The sequence below is a fragment of the Calditrichota bacterium genome, assembly GCA_013112635.1.
Classification (GTDB): Bacteria; Calditrichota; Calditrichia; order Calditrichales; family J004; genus JABFGF01.
This window is the reverse complement of sequence record JABFGF010000010.1, coordinates 51,318-71,249: the sequence shown is the minus strand read 5'-3', so window position 1 is coordinate 71,249 and position 19,932 is coordinate 51,318. Positions and strand designations below refer to the sequence as shown.

12 protein-coding genes are annotated in these 19,932 nt (G+C 36.5%); all 12 read left to right on the top strand.

All coding sequences use genetic code 11. The features are described 5' to 3' along the window. The first annotated feature begins 22 nt into the window (after positions 1–22). On the top strand, positions 23–829 hold the full coding sequence (locus HND50_19445; GenBank protein ID NOG47426.1) for a TIGR00159 family protein: 807 nt from the start codon (positions 23–25) through the stop codon (positions 827–829). Positions 830–874: 45 nt separating this feature from the next. After that, complete coding sequence (locus HND50_19440; GenBank protein NOG47425.1) at positions 875–5,356, top strand: T9SS type A sorting domain-containing protein; 4,482 nt, start codon at positions 875–877, stop codon at positions 5,354–5,356. A gap of 141 nt (positions 5,357–5,497) precedes the next feature. After that, entirely contained in the window at positions 5,498–10,570 is a 5,073-nt protein-coding gene (locus HND50_19435; GenBank protein NOG47424.1) for a hypothetical protein, read from the top strand. Then, complete coding sequence (locus HND50_19430) at positions 10,567–11,568, top strand: hypothetical protein (protein NOG47423.1); 1,002 nt, start codon at positions 10,567–10,569, stop codon at positions 11,566–11,568. The genes HND50_19435 and HND50_19430 overlap by 4 nt, the downstream gene beginning before the upstream one ends. Before the next feature lie 98 nt (positions 11,569–11,666). Beyond that, positions 11,667–12,356: a hypothetical protein gene (locus HND50_19425; protein ID NOG47422.1), complete on the top strand. Its 690-nt coding sequence runs from the start codon at positions 11,667–11,669 to the stop codon at positions 12,354–12,356. Then, positions 12,356–12,844 carry a hypothetical protein gene (locus tag HND50_19420; GenBank protein NOG47421.1) on the top strand — a complete coding sequence of 163 codons (489 nt, stop codon included), beginning with the start codon at positions 12,356–12,358 and terminating at the stop codon, positions 12,842–12,844. The genes HND50_19425 and HND50_19420 overlap by 1 nt, the downstream gene beginning before the upstream one ends. 87 nt (positions 12,845–12,931) lie before the next feature. Further along, positions 12,932–14,080 carry a TMF family protein gene (locus HND50_19415; protein NOG47420.1) on the top strand — a complete coding sequence of 383 codons (1,149 nt, stop codon included), beginning with the start codon at positions 12,932–12,934 and terminating at the stop codon, positions 14,078–14,080. Positions 14,081–14,122: 42 nt separating this feature from the next. Further along, complete coding sequence (locus HND50_19410) at positions 14,123–15,253, top strand: hypothetical protein (protein ID NOG47419.1); 1,131 nt, start codon at positions 14,123–14,125, stop codon at positions 15,251–15,253. A gap of 126 nt (positions 15,254–15,379) precedes the next feature. Continuing rightward, a protein-coding gene (gene prfB, locus HND50_19405; protein NOG47418.1) for a peptide chain release factor 2 occupies positions 15,380–16,481 on the top strand; the annotation gives its coding sequence in 2 pieces (ribosomal slippage) (positions 15,380–15,448 and positions 15,450–16,481; 1,101 coding nt in all). 8 nt (positions 16,482–16,489) lie between these two features. After that, positions 16,490–17,992, top strand: coding sequence for a lysine--tRNA ligase (gene lysS, locus HND50_19400; GenBank protein NOG47417.1), 1,503 nt, complete (start codon positions 16,490–16,492; stop codon positions 17,990–17,992). Positions 17,993–18,000: 8 nt separating this feature from the next. Beyond that, a complete protein-coding gene (locus tag HND50_19395; GenBank protein NOG47416.1) occupies positions 18,001–19,233 on the top strand; it encodes an ABC transporter permease in 1,233 nt (410 codons plus the stop codon). A 1-nt stretch (position 19,234) separates the two neighbouring features. Continuing rightward, a complete protein-coding gene (locus tag HND50_19390) occupies positions 19,235–19,930 on the top strand; it encodes an ABC transporter ATP-binding protein (protein ID NOG47415.1) in 696 nt (231 codons plus the stop codon). Positions 19,931–19,932: the final 2 nt, after the last annotated feature.

Sequence of the window (19,932 nt, the reverse complement as noted above, 5' to 3'; positions counted from 1 at the left end):
TATCGAATGTAGCAATACTTTTATGATATTTAAAGTTGGCTTTTTACCTGTAACAATCTTTGATGTAGTTGATATTTTGATAGTTAGTGCTATCATTTTTAAGCTTTACCAGTTTTTAAAAGGTGGTGTCGCAATAAGGATGTTTATCGGTTTGCTTCTCATAGTTGTTTTTTCAGTAGTTGGAGATTTACTGAATATGAGTGCACTTTCATGGATGATGTCCAGTTTGAAAACTGTTTGGGTTTTAGCTTTTGTTATTGTATTTCAACCAGAATTGAGACGACTTTTGATCTACTTAGGACAAAATAGAATTATCAGGCAAATTGTACGTGTTGACGAATTGCGTTTTATAGATCAGATTGTTAATGCAACTTTGGATCTTTCGAAAAAGAATTATGGAGCATTGATAGTTTTACTAAAAGATATGAACATTAAAAGTATCCTGGAAAGTGGGATTGCAATGCAGGCAAAGCTTTCGGAGCAACTGCTTATTTCTGTTTTTAATCCACGGTCGCCATTACATGATGGTGCAGTTGTTGTTCAAAATGATATTGTTTTGGCAGCAAAATGTTTATTGCCTTTATCACAAAACCCGGATATTGATCCTTCATTGGGGACAAGGCATAGAGCTGCGTTGGGATTATCGGAGCAGACAGATGCTTTTGTTGTTATTGTTTCTGAAGAAACCGGTATGGTGTCTTACGCTGAAAACGGAAAAATTGTAAGAGGTTTAACTGAAAATTTACTTAGAAAAAAATTAGATGAACTTTTTTCTCCACGTGCTGAAGATAAGGCGGGCTGGAGATTTGGTATTTTAGCAAATAATTAAAATTTAAAATAGAAACTACTCGTAATATTTAAGAGGAGCATCAAAATGGCCTTTGGTACTTTTACTTCAACAAATAGTAAGCGGATACAACGAGTTACTATCTTCTTAATGCTTATTATGTCAACAGCAGTTTTTGCTGGGACAAAAACATCTGCCGGGACTGGAAATTGGAATACAGCCGGTACTTGGACACCTTCTGGAGTTCCAGGTGCAGGGGATGAGGTTGTTATTGCTAATACGCATACTGTAACTTTAGATTTAGCTAGCACAACGGTTGACTCTCTTACAATAAACAGTGGTGGTACATTAGATTTGAACGCCAACACTCTGACTGTTGGTACTCATGTTACAATAAATGGGGATGTTACCGATGGGTCAGGTGGTGCCACTTTAAATGTTGGTGGAAATTTTACGATCAATTCAGGTGCAAAGTTTAATGATAACGCGAACGGAATTTCCGTTGACTTTAATGGGTCAGGCACGCAAACTCTTAGCGGTACTTTTGGAAACCCATCTCTTGAATTTTTTAATTTTACTGTTAGCGGAACAAGTACTGTTGATAATAATCTGTCCACAAACATTATTTTAAGCGGTCAGTTTTTTCAATCATCTGGTACATTCCAAGCAGGTAGCTCAACAATTACACTTGGATATTCTGCATTGAATGGTTACACATTTGATAAGTCGGGTGGAACTTTTACTGCCGAAACTGCAACTTTAAGTATTAAGGCCTCTGTAAATATTAGAATGCGCATAGAAGCGGCAACATCTTTTTATGCAATAGAACATGCGCCACCAACTGGGGCAAGAACTTTGTCCTTTGATGAAACTCAGCTAGCTATAGGGGCTGTAAATTATACAATTACCAATGGACTTTTTTTACAGCCAAATTCAAATGGTGTCACCTTTTTAAATGAAGCTGCTTTAGCATATTCAGGAACTACAACTCTTTCATATACAACAAATAATAGTTTGACTTTAGGAAATGAATGGCCGACTGCAAGTCCTCCAACAAATGTTACAGTTAATTCTTCAGGAACTATGACATTAGGTTCTACCAGAACTGTAGGTGGTACTTTTACTCAAACAGGTGATGGTACATTTGATGTAACTGGCGGGACTTTTACGGTTAATGGTACATTCTCAAAGGGTGCTGGTACATTTAGCGAAAATGGTGGTACTTTAGCATATGGCGGATCCGCAACACTTCAATATACATCTGGGGAAACCTCTGGAGATGAATGGCCTGCAACCGTTCCAAATGTAACAATTAGTAGTGGTACAGTGACAATATCTGGGGTTGCAGGACGTACAGTTAGTAATGTTTTAACGGTCTCAAGCACTTTGGCTGCAGGAGGCAATACTTTGACGGTTGGTGACGGTACCGGGACAGATCTTTCAGTAACCGGGTCAATAACCAGTACTGCAAGTATTAGCACAACAAGTGATGCTTCAATTAGTTCTGCAGGATCTGTAAATACAGGAGGGGCAACCTTCAATTGTGCAGGGTTAACACTGGATGGAACATTGACCACTGGCGCAGGTGCTTCTACAATGACTGGCGCTGTTGATATGGGGCATAATTCAACTATAAGTACAACAAGCACTGCTACTGTAGAGGGAAGTTTGTCTATGTCTGCAGGTACAGCTACTGTCGGTACTTCAAGCGCTGGTGAATTAATTATGGGTGGAAGCGGGGCTTCTGCAGTTAGTTTATCAAGTGGAAATATTGAGGTGTTTAATTTTACTGTTAATAAAACAAATGGAAGTGAAGTTACTGTGACAGGTAATGCTGGCTCCCAAATTCGTTTTAATGATAATGGTACTCTTAGAGTTCAGGATGGAACACTTGCTTTTTCTGAAGTAGGTCAAATACGTGATGTTGCAGGAACTACTACTTACTCTGATAACACATTGAGTTTACAAATAGATGCAGCTGGGACCCTTCAAACTGGCGGAACAGATATTACTCAGTTTAATACCTACACGACAAGCTCAGGGGCAATTGTATTTAATGGGTCAGCTCAAGAAACATTGCCAACGGATATAACGATCGGGACAGTTGAAGTCAATAATGCAAGTGGAGTGATTACATCTACTGGTACTTTGACAGTCGGAACTCAGCTAACACTTACTGATGGAATCATTACAACTACTTCAACAAAAAGCCTTAGGTTAGCAAGTGCTGCCACAGTATCAGGAACTCCTGATGCAACACAAATGGTTGACGGTCCACTGCAGAAGGCTTTTGCCAGTGGTGGTGTAACTTTTGAATTTCCAATTGGTTATAATCCATATCTTCCCGCTACTTTTGAATATTTAACTAATAATGTTGGTACGAGTATTCTTGAAATCGAAGCTGTTCAAGGTGATCCAGGTGGTACAGCGCCAACAAATATAAATGCTATCGCTACTTCTCATCATTATGTTGTTTCAGAAGTAGGGACTGGTGGCTCTTTCACTTATAATTTTACCGGAACTTTTACTGGTACAGGATTCTCCCCAACTTCCAGAAACAGACTTATTGTCCAAAATGGATCTGGTCCGGCATATTCTTATCCAAATACTATTGCACAAACGGTTGGTGGTACTACAGTCAAAATTAATGATGCTTTAAGTGCTTTACCTACAAATGATGGCATAATTGCTTTTGGATCAGCAGGCGCGACAATTACATGGGATGCAGGTGGCGGAAATGATAATTGGTCTACTGCAACAAACTGGGATGGTGATGCTGTTCCTCAAACTGGCGATGCGGTTGTCATAGGCGGAACGAACACTGCTATTTATGATGCAGGTGTCACGGCTTCTTCATATCAAAGTATTACACTTTCCGGAGCAGGCGCTACTTTGACACTTACTGGTGGAACCTTAAATTTGGGAACTACAGCAATTACAATTGGAAGTGGAGACCAACTCACATTTAATGGAACAACAATTTCCGGGCCATTTGATAATGCAAATACTACATACTCGTCTGGGTCAACAGTACAATATAACACTGGTACTATCCAGACAGATACATATCATCATTTAACAATTAATAATTCAACAACTCTTTCATCATCTGGTACTGTTACAGTTGGTGGTGACTTTACTAAGAATGGTTCCGGTGAATACCAGTCAAATGGACTATTAGATGTTGCCGGTACTACTACATTGAATGCCGGAACAGTTACTCCGGGCGGTGGCGCAAATCTTGCCGGAAATATTTCAGGGGCTGGTGGACTATTTAGTGGTTCAACAGGAACTGTTACATTAGATGGTTCATCTCAGCAAACCATAAGCGGTGGAACTGATGTAACGTTTAACAATCTGACTCTTAGTAATACAAGCGGACTTTCAGTTCAACAATCTCCTGTTGTTGAAGGAACATTCACTTTTGGTGTAGATGGTTTGGTTACAACAACTGGTTCCAATAATTTTATAATAGGCCAAAGCGGGTCTGTAAGTGGAGCTTCATCTGCAAGATACGTAAGTGGTCGTTTGGCAAAAGAATATGGCGGTGGAGCACAATCATTTACTTATGCAACAGGAAAAGGTGGTGAGTATCTGCCACTTACACTTGATTTTGCTTCATTGACTGCCGGTTATGTGAGAATGGTTGAGCAAATAAATTCCAGTGCTAGTGGATTTGATCCTGATTTAGATGCTGGACTTGCCTTGGTTTCTTCTGTTCGTTACTGGGAAGTATCACGTGTTGGAGCAACTGGTGGAATTAGCGGAAGTATTCAAATGACTCTTAGCTATAACGCGAATGATGGCGTTGATAATAGCGCAACAGAACTTGATGTTGCCCAACTACAAAGTGGTGTTTGGACGAGTATTGGCGGAGATGGGAGCGGAACAGGAACTGGGACAATACAATCAACTGCTTTTATTACTGCTGGAGACTATTATACTCTTGGCGATGCTGCTGGTGGAACTGATAACTCTTTACCGGTTGAACTTTCTACTTTTGAAGCAGAACCTGAGTTAGACAAAGTTACTCTTCTGTGGGTTACTAAATCTGAAACTGAAAATTATGGTTTCAATGTTTATAAAAGGCTAAGCGAAGAAGATGAATGGTCTAAGATGAACGATGAAATTATAGCAGGTCAGGGAAATACAAGCTCTGAAACAAGGTATGAATTTGTGGACTACTCCGTTCAATCAGGAGATGTATATTCTTACCAGCTTGAATCTGTAAGCTTTAGCGGTGTGGTTAAAGTTGAAGAGGTTGTAGAAATTGAAGTTCCGATTCCTGACAAATTTGTTTTATTCAATAATTATCCAAATCCATTTAATCCTGTTACAAATTTAAAATTTCAACTACCTCAACAAAGTAAAGTTAGTCTGACAGTATATGATATAACAGGTAAAGTGGTTAAAACAATTCTAAATAGTTCTGTTTATGATGTCGGCCAACATGTTGTAAGTTGGGATGGAACTAACCTGAATGGAACTAAAGTTTCCAGTGGAATGTACGTTTATCGTTTTAGTGCAGGAAAATATTCGAAAATTGGACGAATGATTCTTGTAAAATAAATCTGAATATGGTAAACAGGTTATTCGTCACAGTGCTTACTGTTTTTCTGCAACTATATTTGATAGAAAATATGATATTTAATTAGGTGTTTGGAGTTTATGCCCAGTAATAACTTTTGCAAAGTCTTCTTTAGGAAGGCTTTGCTTTTTTTTAATCGTAGCGCCATCATCGCGTTATTTGCAATACCCATCATCAGCAGCGCCTCAAATTTTTCCTCAACCATTCTTTCGCAGAATTCTGAAACGATCAGAATTAAGTTCTTATTTGAGGAACCAGTTTTAATAGATGGAGAGTTGGGGCAATATGCATTTTATAAAAGTGCCAGTTTAGCGACTAAAAGCGATGGTACATTAGTTCCTGTTATAAACAAGCTTTTTAGCCTTGTTGGAACCAACCCCAAAATTAGGATTGTTTCTCAGAAGCAACAATCATTTACCATTGATAATTACTCTGTCGATAAATCAAATCATCTTGATGAGCTAAAGAAAGCAAATGTTGCATTCGTTGGGAAATACAGAGATTTAAATGTTTTTTCAATCAACATAGTACCCGTTGAATACACGGTTAATTTAAATAAACTCACCTGGACTGAAGAAATAGTTGTTGAAGTATCGACCACAATTAATTCAACACAAAAGAATATTCCATACAAAAAAATCAAATCCGAAGAAAAGTTTTTGAGCCGTCTTTTCTTAAATGGTGACAAACCTCTTTATTCTTCAAAAAATGAAAGTAGCTTAAACAAAATATCATCACAGTCTCAGTTTTCTTTTAATGAATTTCCAGTAGTATTTAAAATTACAATTGATGAAACCGGACTGTACAAAGTAGATTATGAAGAGCTCTCTGATGCAGGTTTTCCTGTTACTTCTGTAAATCCACAAAATCTATCACTTTATAACCAAGGCAGTGAAGTACCCATTTATTTTAGAGGAGCGGAAGATGGTGCTTTTGGTTCAAGTGATTATTTTGAATTTTGGGGTAAAAGAAATGAGAAAGCATTTCTCGATGAATACCAAGATGTCTATATGGATCCATTTTCAAATGAAAATGTCTATTGGCTTATTGAGAAAACTACCCGCGGTCTAAGGCTTATAGAAGAAAGTGGAAGTATTGTCGAAACTGATCCAAGAGAATATGATATTCCATTTAAGTATGAAGAGTCACTTCATTTTGAGAAAAACTCACATCGCGAAATTCAAGGTAATATAAAACCTAGCGGTAATGAACCTGAATATATAAATCATCCTTCTTATATGTTTGACCATTGGTACTGGGGTGGACCGATTACCGCAGTTGGAGGGAAGAATTTTGAATTCCATTTACCTTATCCTTACGATAAGGGTAATTCAGTATATGTCAAAGCAATGTTTAGAGGGTCATCATTAAAAGCTCCAATTACAAATTGGTATGATGGACACCAGGTCGCCGTCTGGCTTGATGTACCTGGCTCAGATCAGGCAAAACGACAAAAAGTTGGAGAAATAGTACCTATACCTGGTGCACCAGAAGGAGTAAACTGGGTCGGTCAAAAACTGGCAAGTATTTCTAACACATCCCCTTTGTCACAGGGAAAACTTCAGCATGGTACAAATATTTTCAGTGTCGTTATGGATCAGGAAGGGTTTCTTGATGCAGTCCTTTTTAATTGGTTTGATATAACCTACCAACGTGAATACATCGCAGATAACAATTTTATAAAGTTTAAACTTCAGGATGGTTTTTTTAATCAGGAGAGAGTAACTCAATTTCAGGTAAAAGGATTTTCTACTCCGGATATTGATATTTATAAAATTGGGCTTAGCAAAATTGTTAATGGTAAAATCGACATACCGGATATAAAAGAGTCAGACCCTTATCGTGTAATTATTCAGGATTTGGTGTATGATCCAAATGTTGAATATGTCGCAGTAACTGAAGATGCCAAGAAAAAAGCGCTGTCAATTGAGGAGTACCAAACCTGGAAAGCGGAAGATACATTTGCCAACTTACTTGATAAAAACAATTCGGCAGATTTAATTATTATAACCAATCAACTTTTTTCCGAAGATGTGAAACGATTGGCATCTCTTAAAGAGCAAGCAGGTTATACCGTAGAGACTGTAAATGTAAGTCAAATTTATGATATTTTTAATTCCGGAATAAAATCGCCCCTGGCAATAAAAGACTTTTTAAAGTATGCTTATAATAATTGGGATGAATCAAAAAAACTACGATTTGTGATTTTCGCAGGGGATGCATCATTTGATCCGAATAAATATATTTCAAAGGAAAATGATTTAGTTCCCGTATTAATGTTTACAACAAGCTCCTATGGGGCAGCACCTGCAGATTTACAATATTCCCTTATCTCGGGTGATGACTTAATCCCTGATATAAGTGTTGGCAGAATTCCCGCTACAACAACTGAAGAATTAAATAATTATATAGATAAGATTGAGGAATATCAATCAAATCCAATCGCCTCACAATGGCGGAACAAGGCTCTTTTTATCAGTGGGGCAGATTCAACAAGTTTTGAAAATTTTTCCAGAAGGCCTGCGTTTAGGGCACAAAGTACGAGATTAATAAGAGTTAAACTTCCACAAAATATTATGGCTTACAAATTAAACACCAAAAGAAATTGGGATATTGTCGGAATTGATCCTGAGTTTGGCCATAACCGTGAGTTAATTGAATATATTGATGATGGCGTAACGTTTATCAATTTCTTTGGACATGGTGGTGGTGGTGTTTGGTCTGATAATGGTATATTTGATTTATCCCATGTGGAAGATTTGAATAACAAGGGACAATATCCATTTATAGCCAGCATGACATGTTTTACCGGAGCTTTTGAAAACCCTGGGAAAGAAGGCCTGGCAGAAAAAATATTGGTTGCACAAGAAAAGGGTGCGATTGCAGTTTTGGCTAGTTCTAGTGTAGGCTGGACCCATAACGATTTTGCTGTAAAATGGGCTTTACATGATTTTCTGTGGCAAAGTGAATTGACCTTTGGTGAGTCAGTTGACCTGATGAAGATTAATTATCTTGCAAATCCTGTTTATTATACTGAAACCAGTTTAAATACCACGCCAGAATATTCAAAACTGAAGAGTTCAATGGTAAACCAATATAATTTATTGGGCGATCCGACCCTGATTTTACAAAAACCGGCAAATGATTTATCTGTTTCTCTTTCAACTTCAACACCAACATCCGGACAGCAAATTCAAATTAAAGTAAACTCTCCAAATAGTTCAGGTCTTGGGGTATTGGAAATATCGGATGAAGAAAATGTAAAATACCTTGAACAAAATTTTTCATTAAATAATAGTGTAGCTACTATTGATTATAATATACCGGATTCATCATCCGGCCTGCTGTTAAAAGTAAAAGTTTATACAACCGATGGGAATACTGATGCTTCGGGCAATGCTCTTTTAAATGTTGAGCATTCTATTATTAAAAATTTAAGTTTCTTACCCGAAATGCCACAGGTAAATGAAGAAATAAACTTTCAAATAGTTGCTAAAAGCCATTCTGCAATTGAGCATATGGAGCTTAGAAAGTTTCGTTCCGAAGAATCAACTGCCACTAACAATGTTACTTTAGTAATGAATGGTATTAATGATAGCCTTTTCCAATCGGCATCAAATTATCCGGGTTTCAACAAAGGCGGATTAAAATATTTTGAAGTATTTATTCGTGATGTTGAAGGCAATGAAACAATATATGAACTGCAAAAAGTTCAGATTAGTGATGACAGGCCAGATCTGGAACTAGATCAAGAGTCGATTAAATACAGTGGTAACGATCAACTACAGCTTTCTTTTAATGTTTTTAATAATTCTGACATTGAGCTTCAAAATATTGTTGTTAACTGCTATGATGAGCAAGGTATTTCCAGTTCAAGTCCTTTTTATACAGACACTTTGTTATTTATCGCAAATGAAACAAAAACAATCTACGCACCCTATTCATCTCATTTTAATGATGAATCACGTTTATTTCGGGTTGAAGTCGACCCAGCAAACGCAATTCAGGAAAAAGATGAAAACAATAATGGTATAGGCATTGATAAAAGGCTTACAACAGACCATCTTTGGATCGATTATAGAATAGGCTCTTCACTTAATGGCGGTGAAAACGATACTGTTAGTTTATTTAATGATTGGGGTTTTCATGTTCCGGCAAATGGATTGAATGCCTCAACAGTTGTTAGTTTTGAATCTAAAGATATTCAAGAAGATTTATTAAATAGTGATCAAAAAGATTTAAAATATATTCGATTAAAAGGAAGTATTGACACGTCTGCTTTGATTATCAATATCAAAAACTCAATTTCACAATTTAATAATCCTGCAACAATATCAGCTTTTGTCGACACGGCATTGTATTCACAAGATGTATTGCAAAATGTCTCTTTTCTAAAGTTTAATGAATATCTTGGGCTTTGGGTCAAGATCGAGACGGACTTATCAAATGTCTCCAAAGGTGGGCTAATAACCACCCAAATAAACAGCAGTGGTCAATATGGCGTTTTTGTTTTTGATGATCAAAAAAATCCGTTTATTGAAATCACTGCAAATGGCAGATCTTTGAGAAATGATGTCTTGTTAAGTGCAAACCCATCGATTGCTATTCTACTTCAGGATGAAAATGGAATAGATTTGGAAAACACCTTTTCTGTACTTCTAAATGATAATGAAATTTCAAAGAATGATTTAACAATACCCGATAGTATTGAATCTGCGAATTCTATTGCTGTATTAGCTACACCAGAGTTGGAAAAAGGCAGCCATACTTTAGAGGTGAAAGTTGCAGATATTAACGGCAATCTTCAAAGTATTCAAAGAACTTTCAGCGTTTCCAGTGCAAATGATTTAGTTATTCACGGGAATTATCCAAATCCATTTACTAATGAAACAATTATTTCATATACGGCAAGCATTTCTGTGGGGAGAATGGACAAACTGTCTATAAAGATTTATTCAGTTTCAGGACATTTGGTTCGTTCAGAACCATTAACCTCACCGGATAATTTTGAAAATATTGAAGCAGGTGATCATCTAAGACCGGACTATCACGAGCTTTTATGGGATGGTACAGATGATAATGGAAATGATGTTGCAAATGGTGTTTATTTTGTTGTTTTAAAAGCAACATTTAAAGACAATTCAAATAATACATTCCGGGTAAATAAGAAATTAAAAGTGGCAAGACTTAAATGAGAAAACTCTATTTACTTTACATAATATTACTATCCGCTTCTTTTAGTTTTGCGGGGAAATATGCAGCTTCATTTTTAGAACTGGGAATCGGCGCCAGGGCTCTTGGAATGGGTAATGCTCATGTTGCTTTAAGTGATGATGCCTATGGATTTTATTGGAATCCCAGCGGGATGGCTTTTTTAAATAATTTCCAGGCTGCATCAATGCGGGCAGATTTATTTAATTCTTTAGAGCAGCAAAATTTTGTGAGTGCTGCTATGCCTGTATTTGGAGGTGTTACAGTTGCTTTGTCATGGGTTCGTTTAAGCGTTGATGATATTCCACGGTACCAAAGTGAAGGATTATTATTAGATGCTTCCCAAAGATACGCTGGTAATAAGCCTTTGATCGATGAATCAAAAGATAGTTTTTCAGCAAGTAATGATGCTTTCGTTTTAAGTTTTGCAAAATACCAAAGAGTAATGGTGGATTTAGGCTGGCAGTATTTTGAGTTTCCAATTGATTTTGGATATGGTGTTAACTTTAAAATGATTAATGAATCTCTTGATCAAAATAATGGAAGCGGTGTTGGGATCGATCTTGGTGTTCTGCTGAAAATGGGACTTAGTAATGTTTTTAATGATGAAAATTATGGGGATTTAATGTTTGGGCTAAATGCTCAAGATATTGCCGAAACAAAAATTACCTGGGACACAGCTTCAAAACGCAAAGATACAATAGAAAGAAATTTTAAATTTGGTTTTGCATATATGCAACCACTAAACTTTATGAATTCTCAACTTACAATGGCTTTTGATCTTGATTCTCGATATAGCGGGGCAAGCCATTTAGGTAGTGAATTATTATATGATTCTTTTCTGGCAATCCGAATGGGCTCCAATGAAAGTAAACTAACCATTGGTGCCGGAGTATATTTGTGGAAATTCAGAGCTGATTATGCATTACAGGGACACGATTTAGGTGATTCTCACCGGGTTTCAATTTTATTTAATCTTTAACTATGAAATATGTAATTTTAATATCACTTTTATGTTGGGTTTGCACATCATGTAGTCCAAACAATTCCGCAGATCCAGATCCACTCGAAAAACCAACCATGGTTACGAGAAGTCTGGAAACTGCAGAAATCGAAAAGGGCATTGACGCATTACCGTCACCATCAAATGATATTGTGGTAATGTGGCATAAACATCCACAGTCAATTAACCTTGAAAAGTATATTCTTTATCGAGGTGAGGAAATAAGTAATCAGATTATATTCACAAATATTTTTGATATAGAAGCTAATTTCAACTTGGATACATTGCATGAAGATAAAGGTCTAAGTGTTGGGACAATGTATTATTATTATATTGTTGCTGTTGATGAAAACAATAATAGGAGTATTCCTTCTGATACTGTAAAATATCAGCTATTAGAAAAACCACAATTAGAAGATTTATCGATTTCAAATAATACATATCTTGTAAATGGAGTTTTAACCAATCCATCTCAATTAATATTCAGGACATTACAATTTACAGCAGGAGCTTCTGCTGGTTCTATTTTACGAATTGAAAAGTTAGGTAGCAGGGAGCTTGTTTATTTCGAATATATCCGTCAATTTCAAAATGCCGATGGTTTTGCAGTCCATGAAATAGTTGGCGAAACATTATTGCAAAGTTTATTCAAAAATAGAGATGATGGAAATTTTTATGAATGGCGGATAGATCTAGCTGACAATTTTAGCCTTAATCGTGGTTCAGAATCCGAATGGAATGAACTTTCAATAAAATGGGGAAATTAATGACAAAAGTTGTTACTGTTTTTATAATAATTTTACTCACATCCACAGCTTATTCACAAAGTTTTGATAACTTATCCGGTGGAAATAGTGCCCAAACACAATTTTCTGATAAACCGGCTCAATATATTCTCGGAAGTGGCGATATACTTTTAGTCAATGTAAATTTATGGGGTCATGTTCAAAGACCAGGTATTTACAGTGTACCAAGTTCATATTCATTGATTGATTTAATATCATCTGCTGGCGGCCCTTTAAGTACCGCACGATTAAACGATGTTAGGGTTGTACGAAAAGATCAGGAAGTATTGAAAATTGATATTGAAAAGTTCTTAAAAACTGGTGATAATACATTACTTCCAATCTTACAGCCAGGAGATACAATTATTGTTGCTGGTAGTATACAAGATATTTTTACTCAAATAGTTGGTTTAGCCAGAGATTTAGCAATTATTTTCAATGTTTTTGTTCTTTCCCAGCGGTTAAAATAATTATTTCATTTGTATACTGAATTAACTAAATTTGCATCGCTATTACATATAGATTATTGTCAACACATTGAGTTTAGGAGTTCTTTAATGAAAAAGTTTATTATCTTTTCGACAGCATTGGTATTACTTGGTGTACAAAATCTATTTGCCCAGTTGCCAAATGGTGAGAAGACATTACTTCACACTCAAACAGGTAAAGTGTATCCTAAAGGTAAATTGGGTATTTACAGCAATACAAATTTTTACTCAAAAATTGGTGATTTTTTGGGTGATATTAAACCTGATAACTTTGAGTCTATTAATTATTGGCTTGTACAAGGTAATTTTGTTTTTACATATGGAATAATGGAACATTTTGATGCATCGGTTGGAGTAAGGTTATACCAGGATACTCATGCTGAAAATGAATTTAATCTACCTGATGATATTTTTGTAACATTAAAAACAGGTTCTTTTACATTTGCCAGAAATCATTTTTCGCAAGCAGTAATGGCAAGTTTTCGTATCCCAACTGGTGAAGTTCACAACTACCCCTTTACTGAATACACAACTGAATCAGTTCAGTATGGTCTAATGTACGCCATTTCTTATTTTGCTGATCCATATCTGCCAGACCGTTCTTTTAATGCTCACTTTAATGCTGGATTTTGGAATTATAATGAACACGGTACCTTCCTTTATGAAACATTTAATGGTGAAAAACTTAACTCCACTGTTAATTCAAGTGATTTTCGTATGGCTATGGCTTTTGCATACCCAACTGGACTTTTTGATTTCCGTTTAGAATTGACTGGAATGGTGTTTCTTCAACAACCCAATACTTATGTTTATAGTGCTGAAGAATGGGCGTTTTTGTCACCGAGTATTCGGTATAAGCCAATTAACTGGATTGCACTTGATTTTGGTGTGGATTTTAGGATATCTCCAGATGATAGAAATAATACTTCTGGTATTCCTGACGTGAGCTCTCAAGTCGATTTACCTCCAAACTTTCCTGATTGGACTGTTCAATTAGGTTTAAATATTGATTTAAACCTTGTTGGAGAAAGTGCTACAAGCGATTTGAGCTATGAAGAAAAAAAAGCACGAGAGAAAGTAGAAATGTTTGAGGCTGTAGTTTCAGAACGTGAAAAATCTGAATCAGTGCAAAATGAAATTGAAAATCTTAAAAAAGTACGAAAAGAAGCAGAAAAAGAAATTGATGAACTAAAGAAAATATTAGATGATGATCAATAATAAAAACTTGAGATTCGACTCTAATACTATTAGGAGGTTGAGATGAAAAAAGTCAGCCCTGTTTTGCTGATACTATTGTTTTTAATGTCAAATTTATTTGCTCAAGCGCCTGTTGGTAGTAAAAGTTTGATGCACACACATACTGCCAGGACTTTTGATGCCGGTCGGTTTGAAATTCATAGTGATTTGAATTTCTTTTCAAAATTGGCTGAATTCCTGGGAGACGCAAGCGCTAAGCCAGAAGATTTTCAAGAAAAAAACTATTGGCTTATAAACAGTGGATTGGCTCTGACATATGGTGTTTCGGATAATTTTGACCTAACAATTGCACCAGGTCTTTATCAAGATACTCATTCTGCAAATGAGTTCAATCTTCCTGATGATATAAAAGTATCTCTAAAGGCTGGCTCGTTTGATTTTGCAAATCGACATATGTATGGTGCTTTTATTGCTGCCACAAAATTTCCTGTTGGGGAAGATCATAATTATCCTTTCACGTATTATTCAAGTGGTGCTGTTGAGTTTGGCTTTTCCGGTGCACTATCCTACTATATGGATCCATACATTCCGGATCGCTCTTTTAGTACTCATCTTAATGTTGGATGGTGGAATCATAATGAGGCAGGCGAGGATTTGTACAAGGGGCTGACAGCATCAACAAATTCTTCTGAACTTATATATGCTCTTGGCTTTTTATATCCAACAGATATGTTTGATTTTCAATTGGAGTTAAGTGGGGCAACATTTTTGGAAAAACCTGATAAATTCGTCTTTAGTAGAGAAGACTACATGTATGTTACACCTAGCATTAAATATAAACCGTTTAGCTGGTTTGCTTTTAATCTTGGGGTAGATGTTAGATTAAGTGCCGATGAGGATAAAAGCGTTGGGTTACCTACTTTTGAAAACTTAAACTTACCAAATTATACAGCATGGAAAGCGCATCTTGGATTTGAAATTACCTTGCTTCCATTGACCGCGGCAACACAAAGTGCTGCCCAGGTAGATAAAAACCAGTTCAATAAACGTGTAGAGTTTTTCCAGAAAATTATTGAAGACAGAGAAAAGTCTGAAAATATTAAAGAAGAGCTGGATAAACTCAAAGAAGAACGGGAATCTGCTGAGAAAGAGCTTGAAGAGCTCAAACAAATTCTCGAAGAAGAAGGAAATTAACAATTTTATCCCCTGGCTAATCACCAGGGGATTTTTTATTTATACTTATTAGCTCCCTTTCTTGCTTGCCTTTTAAATACTCCGTAACTTCCTCCCTTAAATTTTAATCATAATCAGGTATATTAAATGACTACTGAAATTATAAATCAGGTAAAAGAGTATAATAACAGAATCACCAATTTAAGAGGGTATCTTTGACTTAGATTTAAAAGAAAATCAGCTGAAAGAACTTGAAAAAGAAACCACAGCGGATGGATTTTGGGATGATAAAAAAGCTGTAAAAAAAGTTTATGACCAAATAAATAAACTCAAAGAGTGGATTGAATCCTGGAATAAGTGCAAGGGCATACTTGAAGAAATTGAAGTTATTCTTGAGCTGGCAGAAGAATCTGATGATGGTGAATTAAAAAGTGAACTTGACGATAATCTAAGTTCTCTAGAGAAGTCATTAAAAGCCCTTGAGTTTAAACGTATGCTGGGTGGCGATAATGATTCAAAAAATGCAATTCTCACAATTCATCCAGGTGCAGGAGGCACAGAAAGCCAGGATTGGGCAGAAATGCTAATGCGTCTCTTTTTGAGATATGCAGAACGAAAAAGTTTTAAAACTGATATTTTGGATCACCAAAGTGGAGATGAGGCAGGAATAAAAAGTGTTTCCATTGAGGTTACCGGGAATTATGCATACGGGTATTTGAAGGCTGAGGCGGGAGTACATCGCTTGGTACGCATTTCACCGTTCGATTCAAATAAACGTCGTCATACATCCTTTGCCAGCGTATTTGTTTTGCCCGAGGTTGATGAGGATGTTGATATTGAAATTAATCCTGCCGATCTTAGGATCGATACTTATCGGGCAAGTGGTGCCGGCGGCCAGCATGTAAATAAAACAGATTCCGCTATTCGTATTACACATTTGCCAACAAATATTGTTGTGCAATGCCAAAATGATCGCTCACAGCACAAAAACAAAGCAAGCGCATTAAAATTTTTGAAAGCACGTTTATTTCAAAAACAGCTTGAAGACAAGAAAAAGGAAATGCAGGATATTGAAGAAGGAAAAAAAGACATTGCATGGGGCAGTCAAATCCGTTCATATGTTTTTCATCCTTATAATATGGTAAAAGACCACCGGACAAATATTGAAACAAGCAATGTTCAAAATGTGATGGATGGTGACATAGATGATTTTATTGAAGCATATTTAGTTAATTTTGGAGATAGTTAGGAGAAGTTTTGGAAGATTTAAATCAACTTGTAAAAATAAGAAAAGAAAAAATTGACAAGCTACAGGAAAACGGATTTAACCCTTATCCGTATAGTTTTGAAAGAACACATCAAACCCTTGAAGTTAAAGATAATTTTGAAAAACTTGAAGGCCAATCGGTTTCTGTGGCCGGAAGGATAATGGCCGTGCGCATGATGGGTAAAGCCTCATTCTGCCATATCCAGGATATGCAAGGACGTATTCAGCTTTATATTGCCCGTGATGCAATCGGTGAAGACGTTTATAAAATGTTTAAAATGCTGGATATTGGCGATCATATTGGCGTAACCGGCACAGTTAAAAAAACCAAAATGGGTGAGGTCTCTGTTTTTGCTACTAGTTTGGAGCTGTTGTCTAAATCGATTAGGCCATTGCCAATTGCCAAAGAAAAAATGGAAGACGGCAAGAAGATTATTTATGATCAATTTGTGGACAAGGAACTTCGATATCGGCAAAGATATACAGATTTAGTTGTTAATCCCGAAGTACGTGACGCTTTTATCAAACGAAGTAAAATTATTACAGCGATTCGGGAAGTTCTTGACGGCAATGAATTTCTCGAAGTAGAAACGCCTGTTTTACAGTCAATTTATGGCGGGGCTGCTGCTCGTCCATTTACAACCCATCACAATACTTTGGATATGAAGTTATATCTCCGTATCGCCAACGAGCTTTATTTGAAACGGTTAATTGTTGGTGGCTTTGATCGTGTCTATGAATTTGCGAAAGATTTTCGAAATGAAGGTATGGATCGCTTTCATAACCCGGAATTTACCCAGGTTGAGCTTTATGTGGCCTACAAAGATTATAACTGGATGATGGATTTTGTAGAGAAAATATTTAGTCATGTTGCGAAAAAAGTTGTTGGCGGAACATCGCTGCAATTTAATGAACACGAAATTGAATTATCCGGACCTTGGCGCAGATTGCCAATTTTAGATTCAATTAAAGAATATACCGGCCATGATGTATCCAATCTTGATGAAGATGGTTTAAAAAATGTTGCCAAAGAATTAAATGTTGAGATTAGCCCGGAAATGGGTTATGGGAAAATTATCGATGAAATTTTTGGGGAACATGTTGAGCCGAAATTGATTCAACCTACCTTTATTACTGATCACCCGGTTGAAATGTCGCCGCTTGCGAAAAAACATCGTAGTAAACCAGGGCTTGTAGAGCGCTTTGAACCGATCATTGGTGGAAAAGAGGTTGGTAATGCTTTTAGTGAATTGAATGATCCTATTGACCAACGTGAAAGGTTTATGGCACAAATGGACCTTAAAGCCCGTGGTGATGAGGAGGCCCAGGTTATTGATGAAGACTTTTTGCGTGCGTTGGAAATAGGAATGCCACCCACAGCAGGATTAGGAATTGGGATAGACCGTTTAACCATGTTATTTACAAATCAGCCAAGTATCCGCGATGTGATCTTTTTTCCGCAGATGCGTCCTGAGCAAAAGAACCAGGAATAATAAACTAAATGTCATTCGAATATTTTATTGCAAAACGTTATCTCGGGGCAAAAAGGAAAACCGGATTTATTTCTATTATAACCTATGTTTCGATTGCCGGGATAATGATTGGTGTAACAGTACTTATCCTTGTACTCTCTGTTATGAATGGATTTGAAGGTGAAGTGCGCTCACGCTTGATTGGTGCTGATGCGCATTTAAGAGTCCGCAAATACTTTACTGAAACAATTGCCCAACCGGATTCTCTTATAAAACTTATAAAACAAAATAAGCAGGTTACGGGAGTTTCTCCGGCAATTTCGGAAGAGTCGATGATAAAATCGAAAACAACCCAACGCCCAACAATTGTAAAAGGCATTGATATAAATACAGCCGATGATGTAACTGAAATATCCAATAAAATTACTTATGGCGAGCTGGACTTTTCTATCAAGATAATTAATGAAAGAAAACTGCCTGGTATTGTTTTGGGAAGACATCTTGCTGATGCAATTCTTGCTTTAAATATTGGTGATGTGGTATCGGTTTGGTCGATGCCGAAAGAGGGTGGTATTTTTGCTCAACCAAAAATTAAACAGTTTTATGTTGCCGGATTGGTAGAATTTGGTTATTACGAATACGACAAAATTCTTTCATATATTTCGATTGAGGATGCCCAGGATTTATTTGATATGCAGGGTGTTTCATGGATTGACGTAAAGATTGAAGACTATGAAAAAGCAAATATCGTCGGCAAAGAAATAAGTGATGAATTGGGTTATCCGTACACATCCCAAACCTGGATTGAGCGGCATAAGTCTCTTTTTTCCTGGATGGAGATGGAGAAGGTGTTGTTTACATTAATTTTCAGTATGATTTTGATGGTGGCTGCATTTAATATTATAAGCTCTCTCGTGATGGTTGTAATGGATAAAACAAGGGAAATAGGTATCTTAAAATCAATGGGTGCAACATCTGGCAGTATAATGCGCATTTTTATGTTTGAAGGAATTTTGGTTGGTTTAATTGGAACGGTTCTTGGAAATGTAATTGCATACTCTGTTGCCTTTCTGCAAATTCAGTTTGATCTTATCTCACTGCCATCTGATGTTTATTTGATTGATGCAGTTCCAGTTGACCTCGAGTTTATAGACTTTATAGTAATCTCAGTAGTTTCGATGAGCTTAAGCTTTATTTCATCTGTTTATCCAGCCTATAAAGCATCAAAACTTGTACCTGTTGAGGCAATCCGCTATGAATAAGATGAATTCTACGTATGCTATCCAGGTAAAAAATCTTTATAAAAGTTACAGTAGTGGCCCGCAAAAAGTTGAAGTTATAAAAGGACTTAATCTTGAAATAAAAAGCGGAGATGTTGCTATAATTACCGGACCATCAGGTGTTGGAAAAAGTACTTTGCTTCATGTTTTGGGATTATTGGACAGGCATGACAGCGGCGAAATAAAAATCGGTGGTGTGGATATAAGCAGTTTAAATGAAGAGACAAATGCAAAGTTGAGAAATGAAACCATTGGTTTTGTGTTCCAATTTCATCATTTATTGCCGGAGTTTTCTGCTTTAGAAAATGTTTTAATCCCTTCAATGATTTATAAAAAAGAAAAAGAAACTCGGGAATATGCATTACATCTTTTAGATATGGTCGGTTTGTCACACAGGTTAAACCACAGGCCCAGAGAACTATCGGGTGGAGAGCAGCAGCGTGTGGCAGTTGCGCGAGCCATCGTTAATAAACCTCAAATTGTTTTAGCAGATGAGCCAACCGGCAATTTGGATAAAGCCAATGGCGAATCACTGTACAGTTTACTTTTAAAACTTAACCAGGAAATGAACCAAACTTTACTTATTGTTACTCATAATGAGCACATGACGGCAAAAGCGAACCACCTAATCGAATTAGAAGATGGTAAGGTGTCAAAAGAACGATTCCCTGAAAAATAAAT